15 protein-coding genes are annotated in these 13244 nt (G+C 29.2%); 12 read left to right on the top strand and 3 right to left on the bottom strand.

Annotated features, from left to right (window positions below; genetic code table 11):
• Positions 1 to 35 precede the first annotated feature (35 nt).
• A complete protein-coding gene (locus FNZ64_RS04850) occupies positions 36 to 1190 on the bottom strand; it encodes an aminotransferase class V-fold PLP-dependent enzyme (protein ID WP_142413702.1) in 1155 nt (384 codons plus the stop codon).
• Positions 1191 to 1464: 274 nt separating this feature from the next.
• Here FNZ64_RS04850 and yedF point away from each other — a divergent pair, with 274 nt between their 5' ends.
• The 12 genes from yedF to FNZ64_RS04790 all read left to right on the top strand — a co-directional run bounded on the left by yedF (position 1465) and on the right by FNZ64_RS04790 (position 11146).
• Positions 1465 to 2046 carry a sulfurtransferase-like selenium metabolism protein YedF gene (yedF, locus tag FNZ64_RS04845; protein ID WP_142413701.1) on the top strand — a complete coding sequence of 194 codons (582 nt, stop codon included), beginning with the start codon at positions 1465 to 1467 and terminating at the stop codon, positions 2044 to 2046.
• Positions 2047 to 2061: 15 nt separating this feature from the next.
• Complete coding sequence (locus FNZ64_RS04840) at positions 2062 to 2304, top strand: putative Se/S carrier protein (RefSeq protein WP_142413700.1); 243 nt, start codon at positions 2062 to 2064, stop codon at positions 2302 to 2304.
• Between the two features lie 166 nt (positions 2305 to 2470).
• Positions 2471 to 2656: a DUF951 domain-containing protein gene (locus FNZ64_RS04835; RefSeq protein ID WP_142413699.1), complete on the top strand. Its 186-nt coding sequence runs from the start codon at positions 2471 to 2473 to the stop codon at positions 2654 to 2656.
• Between the two features lie 105 nt (positions 2657 to 2761).
• Complete coding sequence (gene rpsF / locus FNZ64_RS04830; RefSeq protein ID WP_142413698.1) at positions 2762 to 3049, top strand: 30S ribosomal protein S6; 288 nt, start codon at positions 2762 to 2764, stop codon at positions 3047 to 3049.
• 33 nt (positions 3050 to 3082) lie between these two features.
• Positions 3083 to 3541: a single-stranded DNA-binding protein gene (locus FNZ64_RS04825; RefSeq protein WP_142413697.1), complete on the top strand. Its 459-nt coding sequence runs from the start codon at positions 3083 to 3085 to the stop codon at positions 3539 to 3541.
• A 25-nt stretch (positions 3542 to 3566) separates the two neighbouring features.
• A complete protein-coding gene (rpsR, locus tag FNZ64_RS04820; RefSeq protein ID WP_142413696.1) occupies positions 3567 to 3806 on the top strand; it encodes a 30S ribosomal protein S18 in 240 nt (79 codons plus the stop codon).
• Between the two features lie 259 nt (positions 3807 to 4065).
• Positions 4066 to 4401 carry a MazG-like family protein gene (locus FNZ64_RS04815; RefSeq protein WP_142413695.1) on the top strand — a complete coding sequence of 112 codons (336 nt, stop codon included), beginning with the start codon at positions 4066 to 4068 and terminating at the stop codon, positions 4399 to 4401.
• Positions 4394 to 5389: a DUF2232 domain-containing protein gene (locus tag FNZ64_RS04810; RefSeq protein WP_142413694.1), complete on the top strand. Its 996-nt coding sequence runs from the start codon at positions 4394 to 4396 to the stop codon at positions 5387 to 5389. The genes FNZ64_RS04815 and FNZ64_RS04810 overlap by 8 nt, the downstream gene beginning before the upstream one ends.
• Before the next feature lie 2 nt (positions 5390 to 5391).
• Positions 5392 to 7380, top strand: a complete 1989-nt coding sequence (locus FNZ64_RS04805; protein ID WP_142413693.1) for a DHH family phosphoesterase — start codon at positions 5392 to 5394, stop codon at positions 7378 to 7380.
• A 1-nt stretch (position 7381) separates the two neighbouring features.
• Positions 7382 to 7825, top strand: coding sequence for a 50S ribosomal protein L9 (rplI, locus tag FNZ64_RS04800; RefSeq protein ID WP_142413692.1), 444 nt, complete (start codon positions 7382 to 7384; stop codon positions 7823 to 7825).
• Between the two features lie 67 nt (positions 7826 to 7892).
• Complete coding sequence (gene lonC / locus FNZ64_RS04795; RefSeq protein ID WP_142413691.1) at positions 7893 to 9788, top strand: Lon family ATP-dependent protease; 1896 nt, start codon at positions 7893 to 7895, stop codon at positions 9786 to 9788.
• Positions 9789 to 9817: 29 nt separating this feature from the next.
• Entirely contained in the window at positions 9818 to 11146 is a 1329-nt protein-coding gene (locus tag FNZ64_RS04790) for a replicative DNA helicase (RefSeq protein WP_142413690.1), read from the top strand.
• Between the two features lie 189 nt (positions 11147 to 11335).
• Here FNZ64_RS04790 and FNZ64_RS04785 read toward each other — a convergent pair whose 3' ends face one another.
• The gene (locus FNZ64_RS04785; protein ID WP_142413689.1) at positions 11336 to 11914 is read right to left on the bottom strand and encodes a class D sortase; all 579 of its coding nucleotides are present in this window, start codon (positions 11912 to 11914) and stop codon (positions 11336 to 11338) included.
• A 157-nt stretch (positions 11915 to 12071) separates the two neighbouring features.
• Entirely contained in the window at positions 12072 to 12992 is a 921-nt protein-coding gene (locus FNZ64_RS04780) for a GNAT family N-acetyltransferase (protein ID WP_142413688.1), read from the bottom strand.
• Between the last annotated feature and the right edge of the window lie 252 nt (positions 12993 to 13244).

The following is a 13244-nucleotide window of genomic DNA, read 5'->3' as shown; positions in this document are numbered from 1 at the left end:
TATTGACAAAATAGTTGGGAGGTATACATTGGAAACTAATATCTTCCAATAACTTTATGTATGCTATCTACAGTGTATTTAACATCTTTAGAATCATTAAAGTATCCGAAGCTAAATCTTATGGTTCCCTTAGGATATGAACCTATAGTTTCATGGGCAAGTGGTGCACAATGGAGTCCAGTTCTAGTGCTTATACCAAATTCATTGTCTAGATAAAAACCAAGTTCAGAATTATCAATTTTTGATGAGTTTATGGAAATTGTAGAAGTTCTTAAATTAGAAGTCTTAGTACCATACACTTCTACGGAATCCATGTTAAACATGGCATCCATAAATTCCTTTGTAAGTTCTTCTTCATGAGTTTTTATAGTATCTAAACCTTCCTTATTTATAAAGTTTATACCAGCTAAAAGTCCAGCTATTCCTGGAGTGTTTAAGGTTCCACTTTCAAATTTATCAGGAAGAAAATCTGGTTGAATAACACTTGAAGATAGGCTTCCAGTTCCCCCTTCAATTATCGTGGAAATTTCTAAATTAAGCTTATCATCAATTAAAAATCCTCCAATGCCTTGAGGGCCTAATAAACTTTTATGGCCTGTAAAGGCTAAAGCATTGCAGTTTAACTTATTAAAGTCTAAGTGAAGTACTCCAGCAGTCTGAGCAGAATCAATTATAAAAAATATCCCTTTTTCCTTACATATAGCACCTATTTCTTCTAGGGGTTGAATTGTTCCTACAATATTAGAAGCATGAGATAAAACAACTAGCTTAGTATTTTCTTTTAGTGAATTTCTAAAGTCCTCAACATCTAATAAGCCTTCTTTTGAACATTTAATCACTGTAAGGTCTATGGTACCATTATCTTTTAGGGCATGAAGAGGACGAAGAGTAGCATTATGATCCATAGATGAGGTTATTACGTGATAACCCTTTTTAACAAAGCCTTTAATCAAGATATTTAACGAAGATGTTATATTTTGAGTAAAAATTACGTTTTCTTGTTTGTGGAAATTAAAGAATTTCATCAATTCTTCCCTACACTGAAAAACTAACTGTCCACCTTTAAATGAGGACATTGAACTGCCACGTCCTGGGTTAGCTCCTAAAAAAGTCATAAAGTTTGAAACGGCACTTATAACTTCAGGAGGCTTTGGGAAGGTAGTAGCAGCATTATCAAGGTATAATTTCATGTAATCACATCCTTATAAAATAATAAATAAGTATACATATAATTAATAGGTTTATATGAATCTATAGAAAAAACAAATAAGTGTGATGAATAGTAACTTTCTTTGTAAAATTACTATATGAGATATATATGTTTTGTTATAATAACTATATATGATTTACATATTTCCATAGATTATTATAACTTAAATATAAAGATAAAACTAGATTACTATATAAACCATAAGAAAGGGGTGAATTCCGTTTTCATAAGTTTTTAGTGAAAACGGTGCTATTATGAAAAAAGAAATAGATTGTAGGGGTTTAAATTGTCCATTACCAGTAGTTAATACTAAAAAATATTTTGATTCTATAGAAGAAGGGGAAGCTACAATTATAGTTGATAATGAAGTTGCAAAAAACAACTTATTAAAATATGCTTCTTCTAATAATTTTCAAGGAAGTGCTGAAGAAAAAGAAGGGTTATTTTATGTCGAAATAGGTAAAACTGAAGGGTGTTCTTGTAACTTTGAAGAAGAAAATAAGAAATTCACTATAGCAATAGGTCAAGATAAATTAGGCAATGGTGATGAAAAGTTAGGTACAATTTTAATTAAGAGTTACATTTTTGCATTATCTGAGGCATCTGTAATACCAACTGATATGTTATTCTTTAACTCTGGAGTTAAATTAACCGTTGAAGGGTCAGAAGTTTTAGATAGCTTAAACAAACTAAAAGAAAGAGGAGTTAATATTCAAGTTTGTGGAACTTGCCTTGACTTCTATGAAATAAAAGAAAAGTTACAAATAGGTGAAATAAGCAATATGTATTCAATTGTAGAGACAATGAATACATCAGATAAAATAGTAAATCTTTAATAGGTGGTTTATACAATGTCAAAAAAATATGTAGTTACATTTAAGAATACTCATACGGCTATAAAAGCAGAGTCAGCAACTAAATCTAAGGGCTTAAAGGTGATTGTAATACCTACTCCAACTTTTATAACAAAGAGTTGTGGCATTAGTTTAAAGTTTGAAGAACAGTATTTAGAAGCTTTTAAGGGCTTAGAGGGTGAAATAGAATTTGATTCTATCTATGAGGAAAATGGATCTGAATATATAAAGATCAATTAATATAATTAGAGAAGGTAAAAGTTAAATGAATAAAATTGAAACTGCTATCTATGTAAATTAATACTTGATAGCAGTTTTCTCTTATAATGAAAAGAAAAATGTAGTATAATTTAAATTACTATATTAAGTTATATAGATTATGACTATATTATATGAGGTGAATAGTATGAAGGATGTTAATGTTGGTGATAAAATTCAAACTAAGAAAAAACACCCTTGCGGTACTGACATTTGGGAAGTTATAAGAGTTGGTGCAGATATGAAGATTAAATGCACAGAATGTAAGAGAATAATTATGTTATCTAGAAGTGATTTTGAAAAAAGGGTAAAAAAGGTTATAGAGGATAAATAAAAAGCTTGATTTTTCAATTATTCAGTGATAAACTTAATAAGTGGATTTCCCTGCTGTATTAATTTTTTAATACAGCCGTTAGTCCGAAGGGAGGAGGTGAAAGTAATGAGAGCATATGAAGTAATGTTCATATTAAAGCCATCATTAGACGAAGAAGCTGTTAAAGCTGCTGTAGAAAAGTTCAAGGGTATAATTGAAACTAATGGTGGAGAAATCGAGAATGTTGACTTATGGGGTAAGAGAAAATTAGCTTATCCAATAGAAAAGGTAACTGAAGGACATTATGTATTAATTAATTTTAAATCAAATCCTGAATTACCAAAAGAGTTAACAAGAAACTTAAAGATTTCTGATGCTGTTATAAGAGATATGATAGTTAAAAAAGAAGACTAAGAGTAGTAGAAATATATTTAGGTGGTGTTTTATTTGAATAAAGTAACATTGGTCGGAAGACTCACAAAAGATCCTGAGTTAAAGTTTACACCAGGAACTGGAACGGCCGTTACCACCTTTACTATAGCGGTAAATAGAAGGTTTAAAAAAGAAGGTCAACCTGATGCGGATTTTATTCCTGTAGTAGTGTGGGGTAGAATGGCTGAGGTAACTGCTAATTACATGAGTAAAGGTAGACAAATCGGTATTAGCGGAAGAATAGAAACAAGAAGCTACGAAGCGAAAGACGGAACAAGAAGATATGTTACCGAGGTAATTGCTGAAGAAGTTGAGTTTTTAGGAAATAAACAGTCAGCTGAAAGTGATAGATCTTATGATTTTGAAAACAACAATAATTATGGAAACTCCAATAATTCAAGTTTTGGAAATCATGAAGAACCAGATTACGGAAATGATGTTACCCCTATAGATGATGAAGACATACCATTTTAATATGGTTAAGTAAGGAGGGAAGAAAATGGTTGGGCAAAGAAGACAAGGCGGAAGAAGAAAAAGAAAAAAAGTTTGTGCTTTTTGTATAGATAAAGCTCAGTATATAGATTATAAAGACATAAACGTACTTAAGAAGTACATAACAGAAAGAGGAAAGATTCTTCCAAGAAGAATTTCTGGAAACTGTGCAAAACACCAAAGAATGTTAACTTTAGCAATAAAGAAATCAAGAAATATTGCTTTATTACCATTCACAATGGAATAAGACCATAATATACGGCAGCACCTTAAGGTGCTGCTTTATTTATATACTAAAATAATATAAAGATAGTTGCAGATTCACAGACTAGACTTAAGATGTTACTTTAGTTATTGGCATAAAATAACATAATTAATAATAAATTTGGAATAATATTCAAAGTTGTCTTGCATATCTAAGTAAAACCCAATAAAATATAGTTATAAAGTTAATTTCGGCTTATAATTAAATAAGGGATTATTAATATTAAAAAGGGGATGAAAAGGTGAAGAGGGAAGATTTTAATATAATGGCTAATATTAATATTATAGAAAAGTTAAAGGCTGAATTAATCTGTATTATAGGCGATTTGTTTAAGGTTTTGTGTAAGGGCAGCAATGTAGCACAAGATGCTATATTGAACTGTATATCTGGTGCCATAATAATACTTTATATATTAGCTAGTAGATTAGGTTATTCACATTTAGCTTTAGATGAATGCATGAAAAAGAAATTAAAAACGGGTATAATAGAAGGAGATGAAGTAGAAAAAGATAATAAGGACTTAAGTAAACTCTATACTCATTTAAAAGAAAGAGAATACGGAGGAAAAAATGGTTAAAAATTTATGGAAAAACACTGGGAATATAGAAACTTTTTTAATATTGTTTTTAGCGATTTTAGTTATGATTATATCAGGAAATGGAGCAGATGCTAACTTAACAGGTATACTTGTATTACCAATCCCAATTACCTTATTTTATCTTAAATTTGAATTTAAAAATTCTTTATGGTTTTTATTTTTTACGAGTATTATAAATTATATTTTATTTGGACCATTTAATATGATGTCATCTATACTTCTAACTGCTACGGTAGGAATAATTTTTGGGTACTGTATTAAGAAAGAAAAGAATAGTATAAATACAGTTAATATGGTTACTTTGATTGCCGTAATTTGTGTAATACTAAATATATTAATTTATTTAAAACTTAAAAATGTAGATATAGTTAAAAATTTAGAAAATGTGGTTAATATATTAAAAGGAAGAGTGGATCAAGGGATTTTAACCTATAAAAATTTAGGTATGAGTGAAACAAATATAGAAATGTTAAAAATGCTTAAAGAGTTAATCAGTGTAAAATTAATTTTAGGAATAATTCCTGCGATGATGACTTTTTATATCTTAGGATTTATAACTATAAATTATTTTATAATTCAAATACTTCTTAAAAATGCTAAGGTAAAAGGTCCTAAGCAAGTTGGGTTTAGTAGGTTTTATGTTACAAATCTAGTAGGTGCTTTTTTGATTGCACTTACATGTATAGGTGTTATATTAGATTCAAAAGGATTTGGATTTGGAGGTTATTTGGAGATATCTTTTATTAGTATATTACAAGTAATTTTAATTATAAATGGTATGGCTACATTGACTTATGTTTTAAGAGAAAAAGGTAAAAAATCAAGAAAGCTTGTATTCTTCTTCTTTATAATTATATTTTTATTAAGATTACAGGAAGGTCTATTTTATATAGGTTTTATAGAAATGATATTTAATTTCAGAGGTTTAGACCCTTATAGTATTAGAAAAAAGAAAATGGGGGCTTAAAAATGGATAAAAAACAAAAAGCTTTTATGTCCGTAAATAAGCTATATATAATACTTATGGCTATATTCATAGCAGTTCTTTTTTACTATGGACACAAGGAAGAAGCCATAGTCTTTATAATATGTTACTTATTTCTTGTAATATATAGTTATAAAGGCTTTAAACAAAGGGAGAATCATTGGAATATATTTGTAGAAAATTTTTCAAAGAAAATGGATGTAGCAAATAGTAGTACATTTGTTAACTTGCCTTTTCCTCTAGCTATGGTAAACTATGAAGGTGCCATAATGTGGTATAACAAAAATTTATCAGATATAATAGAAGAAAAAAATATCCTGGGAAATAATATAAAAAATTTAAATAAAGAATTAAATGCAAGATTCGTAATGGAGGGTAGAAAAATTAATTTTCCTGATATTAAAATAGGAAATAAATATTTTGATGTTTTCTCTACAGTTGTATACGCAGATAGCGATAAAAAATATGAAGATTCTATTACCTTATTTTATTTTTATGATGTTACAGAAAAACACAATTTATATGAAGCCATAGAAGAAAATAAATACAGTATTATGTTAATAGAAGTGGATAATTTAAACGATGTTTTAAAATCCGCACCTGGAGATAAATCTCCACTCCTAGCTGCAGATATAGAGAGAACATTGAACAGTTACGCTCAGGATTTAAATGCTATGATAAAAAAATATACTGTAAGCAAGTATATTTTGGCAGTACAAGATAAACTCATAGAAAAAGAAATGAGCAAAAGATTTGATATATTAGATACCATAAGGGAAATAAATTATGAGAATAAACTTGCAGTTACTTTAAGTGTAGGTGTAGGTAGGGGTGGCACTACCCCACAACAAAACTATAAATATGCAGAATCTGCTAAAGAGTTAGCTCTAGGTAGAGGGGGAGATCAAGTAGTTGTTAAAACTAAGGATAATCTAGACTTTTATGGTGGAAGATCAAAAGAAATAGAAAAAAGAACAAAAGTTAAAGCAAGAGTCATAGCACAAGCTCTAGTAGATTTAATAAATGAAAGCAGTACAGTATTCATAATGGGACATAAAAAAGCAGATATAGATTGTTTAGGAGCTGCAGTTGGATTATATAGCACTATAAAAAAAATAGGTAAAGAATCCTATATAGTAATGGAAAATGTTAATCCAAGTATAAAGGATATTATGGAGGAGCTTTCAAAGGATGAGAAATATAAAAATGGTATTATAAGTAGTGAAGCTTGTTTAAATAAGGTAACTAATAAAAGTCTTTTAATTATAGTAGATGTTCATAATGAAGGACACGTAGAGAGTTTAGAAGTTGTAAATAAGATAGATAGAGTAGTAATAATAGACCATCATAGAAAAGCTCCTGATTATATAAAAAATACCCTTCTAAGTTATATAGAGACATATGCTTCATCCACATCAGAAATGGTCACTGAAATGTTACCATATTTAGTTGATAAGCCAGAACTTAATAAGTTAGAAGCAATGACCATGCTTTCAGGAATATATGTAGATACTAAGAATTTTTATTTTAAAACTGGGGCTAGAACCTTTGAAGCAGCTGCAGTTTTAAGAAGATTAGGTGCTGATACTTTATCAGTTAAAAAAATGTTTAAGGAAGATTTAGAAGATTTTATTAAAAAAGCTGATATAATAAAGTCAGCAGAGGTTTTTAATAGCATAGCTATTGCCGTATGTCCAGAAGACTTGGAAGACAATGTTATAGCAGCCCAAGTTGCAGATGAACTTCTAAATATTACAGGTGTTCACGCATCCTTTGTTTTTGTTAAAATAGAAGAGAGTATTTATATAAGTGGGCGTTCCCTTGAAGATATAAATGTTCAAGTTATTTTAGAATCCTTGGGCGGCGGTGGACATATGACCATGGCTGGTGCAAAACTTGCTAAAACCACAATGAATGATGCTGTAAACATGCTTAAAGAAGCAGTAGACAAATATTTAAGGGAAGGTGAATAATATGAAAGTTATATTATTAAAAGATGTTAAAGGGCAAGGAAAGAAAGGGCAAGTTGTAAATGTATCAGATGGTTATGCGAGAAACTATCTGTTCCCAAGAAATCTTGCAGAAGAAGCTACCAACACAAATATAAATATACTAAACAAGAAACACGAAATAGAGAGAAAGAAGAAGTTAGCTGAAATTGAAGAAGCACAAAAACAAGCAGAAAGTTTAAAGAATAAAGAGGTAGTAATTAAGGCTAATTCAGGAGAGAATGGAAAACTATTTGGAGCTATAACAAATAAAGATATAGCAGAACATTTAAAGAAGAAATTTAATTTAGATATAGATAAGAAAAAAATAGTAATGGAAACTATTAAATTAGCAGGAACTTACGAAATTGAAGTAAAACTTTATGCAGAAGTTTCAACTAAAATGAAAGTTATAGTTCTGAGCGAGTAATTTAATTACCGAAGGGAGGAATCATTAAAGCAAATTAGTTATATCTAGTTTGCTTTAATGTAGTGCTTTGAACAAAAAAAATATAAAAAATTTAGCTGAAAGTTTAGAAGAAGAAGTTATATCTGTAGAGGTTCAAGTAGAACTTCTATACCATATTGCAAGAAAAGTTTTAACTGAAGGTGTAATGGAAACACGTATAGTTAAATTTAATCTTAGAAAGCACGTAGAAAGTGAAGATGTCTATAAAAGAATATTTGCACTAAGTAAGATCATCAGTAATGGAAAAGGAATGAACTCCATACCTACAGAAAAAAACATATATGATGTTTTAGACAGACTAAATGATCAACTAGTTGACGAAGTTGCTAAAAGATATGTTCAAGATAAAATAGAGCTTGAAGTTGAACAAGCCCTAATGGAAAAACAAGATAAGTATATGGAAGAAGTTAGGCTTGGGATAATTAGAAAGAAAAAAGGTCCAGAAAATGCAAAAACCTTAAAAAAGTATGCTGAACTAGAAAAGTTAGATACTAAAAAAATAATAAAAAACATTCAAGGAAAACTAAGACCATCAAGCTTTGATGAAATAGTAGGACAAGAAAGAGCTATTAAAGCATTATTATCTAAGATAGCATCACCATATCCACAACATGTAATATTATATGGTCCTCCAGGAGTTGGAAAAACAACTGCAGCTAGAATAGCTTTAGAAGAAGCTAAAAAGTTAAGTTATACTCCTTATGACGAAGATTCAAAGTTTGTAGAGGTTGATGGTACAACCCTAAGATGGGATCCAAGAGAGATTACAAACCCACTTCTAGGTTCAGTACATGATCCTATATATCAAGGTTCTAAAAGAGATCTTGCTGAAATCGGAGTTCCAGAACCTAAACCTGGACTAGTTACTGAAGCACATGGAGGAATACTATTTATAGATGAGATAGGAGAGCTTGATCCAATTCTGCAAAATAAACTATTAAAAGTTTTAGAAGATAAAAGAGTAGAGTTTTCATCTTCTTATTACGATCCAGATGATGAGAATATTCCTAAATATATAAAGTATTTATTTGAACATGGAGCTCCAGCTGACTTTGTCTTAATAGGTGCCACAACAAGAGAGCCTCATGAGATAAATGCAGCTTTAAGGTCTAGATGTACAGAGGTATATTTCGAACCACTAACTAATAAGGATATAGAAAAAATAGTGTTAAATGCCTCAGAAAAAATAAATGCAAAACTAGAGAGTGATGTTGCAAAGGCTATTAGCAACTATACTATAGAAGGAAGAAAAGCTGTAAATATTTTATCTGATGTTTATGGATATGTACTTTATAATAAGGATTTAAATCCTAAAGAAACTATAGAAATAAGTATGAAAGATTTGGAAGATGTTGTATCCATAAGTAGACTTAATTCCTTAGATAGACTATCTAGTAAAGAAGAAAAAGAAGTCGGACATATATTTGGATTAGGGGTATCTGGCTACCTAGGGTCTACCATAGAAATTGAAGCCTTAGCTTTTCCAGCTAGTGATAAGGGTAAAGGAATAGTTAGATTTAACGATACTGCAGGTTCCATGGCAAAAGATTCAGTATTTAATGCCGCTACAGTAATAAGAAAGGTTACAGATAAGGATATAAGAGATTATGATATCCATGTAAATGTAGTTGGGGGCGGAAATATTGATGGACCTTCAGCAGGTGCTGCCATAACGATTTGTATAATTAGTGCACTTTTAGGCAAACCTATTAGACAGGATATAGCAATAACAGGAGAGATATCCTTAAGAGGAAAAGTTAAGCCTGTTGGTGGCATATTTGAAAAAGTATACGGTGCTAGAAGAAAGGGAATTAACCTTGTTATAGTTCCAAAAGAAAATGAAAAAGAAGTTCCAATTGGACTTAAGGACATAGATATTAAACCTATAGATACCATAGAAGAGATAATGAACACGGTATTTTAGTTTTAATTTTAGGATGGAGGAGCTAAAGCATGGAGAATACTCTAAAAACTCTTCCTTATAATATAGAAGCAGAACAGTCTGTCTTAGGATCCATGTTAAAGGATAGGACTGCAATAGCTGGAGCTGTAGAAATGTTAAAGGGAGAAGATTTTTACAAAGATAGTCATAAGGTTATATTTAACACCATACTTTCTTTGTATCAAAAAGATATTCCAGTAGATATGATAACATTATTAGAAGAACTTAAATCTACGTCTAAAATTGAAGAGTCAGGAGGAATAACCTATGTTACAGAAGTAAACAACTCAGTTATTTCTACTGCAAACGTAAATTCTTATATAAATATAGTTAAGGATAAATCTACTTTAAGGAAGCTTATAAAATCTTCAACTGAAATCATAGAAGAATGTTATGAAAATCAAAATGACGTAGAATCAGTTATTGATAGTGCTGAGAGTAAAATATTTAATATAGCAGAAAATAAAAGCTCTAGTGACTTTGAACATATGAGTACAGTGCTAGAGAGAGGTTTTTTAAACATTGAAAGAATATATAATAATAAAGGGCAATTAAATGGTGTACCTTCTGGGTTTAATGAATTAGACTCTAAAACATCAGGTTTCCAAAAGGGAGACATGATACTTATAGCAGCAAGACCATCTATGGGTAAAACTACCTTTGCACTTAATATTGCAGAGTATGCTGCTTTAAGAGAAGGAAAACAAGTTGCGGTTTTTTCTCTTGAAATGTCTAAGGAACAATTAGCTTATAAACTTTTATGTTCTCAAGCTAATGTAGATATGTTAAAGCTTAGAACAGGAGATCTAGATGATAAGGACTGGGAGAATATAGCTAAAGCTTCAGGTCCACTATCTACAGCCAAGATATTTATAGATGATACAGCAGGTACAACCATAATGGAGATGAGATCTAAATGTAGAAAGCTAAAAATAGAACATGGTATAGATCTTATAGTTATAGATTATCTTCAATTAATGGCAGGTACAGGCCGTAGTGAAAGTAGACAACAGGAAGTATCAGAAATATCAAGGTCCATAAAAGCCTTAGCAAAGGAAATGGAATGTCCTATAATAGCACTGTCACAGTTATCACGTGCACCAGAACAGAGAGCAGACCATAGACCAATGCTATCTGACCTTAGAGAATCAGGGTCTATAGAACAGGATGCAGACCTTGTTATGTTCTTATATAGAGATGAATATTATAATAAAGAAACAGAAGATAAGAACATAGCAGAATGTATCATAGCAAAACAAAGAAATGGTCCTGTAGGTACAGTAAAACTTGCATGGCTTGGACAGTACAGTAAATTTGGAAATTTGGATATAACCCATTAGGTTATATATAATTAAACTATATAAACAGAGTGCGATGGTAGTATTAGAGCTGGGAGTCATCGGATAAACAATAAATTAAAAGTGGACTATTTATATAGGCCCACTTTTAATTTATATTAAAGAAATATAGTTTACTATTTAATTTATATTCTTATATATTTTTATAGAGGTTGTTTTTAGAAATATAAATTATTTTATTAGCTCACCTTGTACAATTAGTCTATGTGTTGGATTATACATAGGCTCACATGTAATAAGAGTTATTTCAGGTTTATTTTTTTTACTATCTAAAACCAAAACTTCATGAGGTTTTACCAGAAATTTTTTATTAACTTTATATTTAAATTCATCTCCTGAGTATATAACTTCAATAATATCATCTTTTTCAATTTCATTAAGTCTATTAAAATTTCTTCCATGTTTATAACTTCTATGACCAGAGATAGAATAATTACCTTTATCACCGGGCTTAACCTTAGGATTTACAGAAGTTACGGAAATAGCCATATTTTCTTTAGTTGCACCATCTAAAATAGGTTGCTTTAAATTAATTTTATCTATTTTTAAAATAGGAGTGGTATTTTGGGCTTTTTTATTTAAAACTTCCTCATAATCTTTTTCATCATAAGAATCCTTTTCTATTATCTCTATATTTTTTAGTATTTCCTTTTGTTTATAATCATTATATGTTTCATCTAATTTTGGATAAGCTATTATAAGCAAACCAAAAATAATTAAGATAATAGATAGTAATTTTTTATACTTCATATAGTTTATCTCCTTTAACAACATACCTTACTACTGATTTCATTATAAGTTAAAATAAATAAATTACAAGAAATAAAATGAATAAATATAGAAACATTCTTTTTTATTAATTTAAATGAATTTTAAAGCAATTATAGTTTGGATAAGGATTACTAATCTAATTATTTATATTACTTTTTTTTATCATATATGCAGTTTCTCCTAGACCTATAAACCCCATTTTCTTATAGAAGAGTTCTGCATCATTATTTGTATTTACACATAGTCTTACAGCTTCATATTTATTATTAATTAAATCTAATAGACTCATAGTCATTTTCTTAGCTAGTCCCTTTCTTTGAAAATTAGGATGTACTACTAAGTCCATTATATATGGAAGTCCATTAACAAGACCAACTGTACATGCAGCAATCATTTTATTAGTAGGTTTATGATAAATTATTGAGGACCATTCCATAGGAATATTCATAGCTTTAATATGATTAAAGAATATATCTACACTATTCATTTGAAATTCATAGCTTTGAGATGCTATAAGTGGTACATTGCTTTTACTATAAGTATCATAATATAATTTAGCCATTTCTTCTTTATGTTTAGTTTCTGGTATAATGCAGCTGAATTCCTCACCAAAATCTACATCATATCTTTCAGTAGGACATACCATTAATTTTTCTGTTCTTTCTTTTAAAAATCCATAACTTTCATAAAGATCAACTAAGGATAAGTCTACATTAGGGGCTATGATATCCTTATTTATATCTGATAGTTTTTCAACATAGGATATTAAAACTCTATTTAACTCTTTTTTATTTTCAAAGGGCTCTATGGTAAAAATACATTTAAGCATATTAGGTTTTATAAGTGCTCCACCTATTTTCTTATTATCCTTAATTACCCAGTATGCAAAATTTGATTTAAGATATCTGTCTATTTCACCCCTAAAACTTAGCGGCATCCATTCATTTAACTGACTTAATCTATATATGGCATGATAAGTTGACCATTGATTTATATCTGCTTTTATTATTTCTAGTTCATATTTAATTTTATTTTCTGATGTGGTGTAAAAAATCATTTTAGTTAACCTCTTTTCATTATATAATATCAATTTTATTTTACTATGGTGAAGAGGAAATTTCAATGTAGTATGTAAGTATTTACATTAATTACCCTTAATTAGAGTACACATAGATTATGTGTATTTTATAAAATATAAATATATTTTAATATTTTATTTAAGAAAATATGAAATATAGTTAAAATCGATATATTTTACATATTTTTAACAATTATATTAATAAAAAGTATAAAAACATTATTAATTAAG

The organism is Hathewaya massiliensis, assembly GCF_902143515.1.
GTDB lineage: Bacteria > Bacillota > Clostridia > Clostridiales > Clostridiaceae > Hathewaya > Hathewaya massiliensis.
This window is presented reverse-complemented; position numbering and strand designations above follow the sequence as displayed.

What these genes read in the sequence shown, in the direction of transcription:
- FNZ64_RS04850 (WP_142413702.1), bottom strand. Translation starts at nt 1,190, where the DNA reads ATGAAATTATACCTTGATAATGCTGCTACTACCTTCCCAAAGCCTCCT.
- yedF (WP_142413701.1), top strand. Translation starts at nt 1,465, where the DNA reads ATGAAAAAAGAAATAGATTGTAGGGGTTTAAATTGTCCATTACCAGTA.
- FNZ64_RS04840 (WP_142413700.1), top strand. Translation starts at nt 2,062, where the DNA reads ATGTCAAAAAAATATGTAGTTACATTTAAGAATACTCATACGGCTATA.
- FNZ64_RS04835 (WP_142413699.1), top strand. Translation starts at nt 2,471, where the DNA reads ATGAAGGATGTTAATGTTGGTGATAAAATTCAAACTAAGAAAAAACAC.
- rpsF (WP_142413698.1), top strand. Translation starts at nt 2,762, where the DNA reads ATGAGAGCATATGAAGTAATGTTCATATTAAAGCCATCATTAGACGAA.
- rpsR (WP_142413696.1), top strand. Translation starts at nt 3,567, where the DNA reads ATGGTTGGGCAAAGAAGACAAGGCGGAAGAAGAAAAAGAAAAAAAGTT.
- FNZ64_RS04810 (WP_142413694.1), top strand. Translation starts at nt 4,394, where the DNA reads ATGGTTAAAAATTTATGGAAAAACACTGGGAATATAGAAACTTTTTTA.
- FNZ64_RS04805 (WP_142413693.1), top strand. Translation starts at nt 5,392, where the DNA reads ATGGATAAAAAACAAAAAGCTTTTATGTCCGTAAATAAGCTATATATA.
- rplI (WP_142413692.1), top strand. Translation starts at nt 7,382, where the DNA reads ATGAAAGTTATATTATTAAAAGATGTTAAAGGGCAAGGAAAGAAAGGG.
- FNZ64_RS04790 (WP_142413690.1), top strand. Translation starts at nt 9,818, where the DNA reads ATGGAGAATACTCTAAAAACTCTTCCTTATAATATAGAAGCAGAACAG.
- FNZ64_RS04785 (WP_142413689.1), bottom strand. Translation starts at nt 11,914, where the DNA reads ATGAAGTATAAAAAATTACTATCTATTATCTTAATTATTTTTGGTTTG.
- FNZ64_RS04780 (WP_142413688.1), bottom strand. Translation starts at nt 12,992, where the DNA reads ATGATTTTTTACACCACATCAGAAAATAAAATTAAATATGAACTAGAA.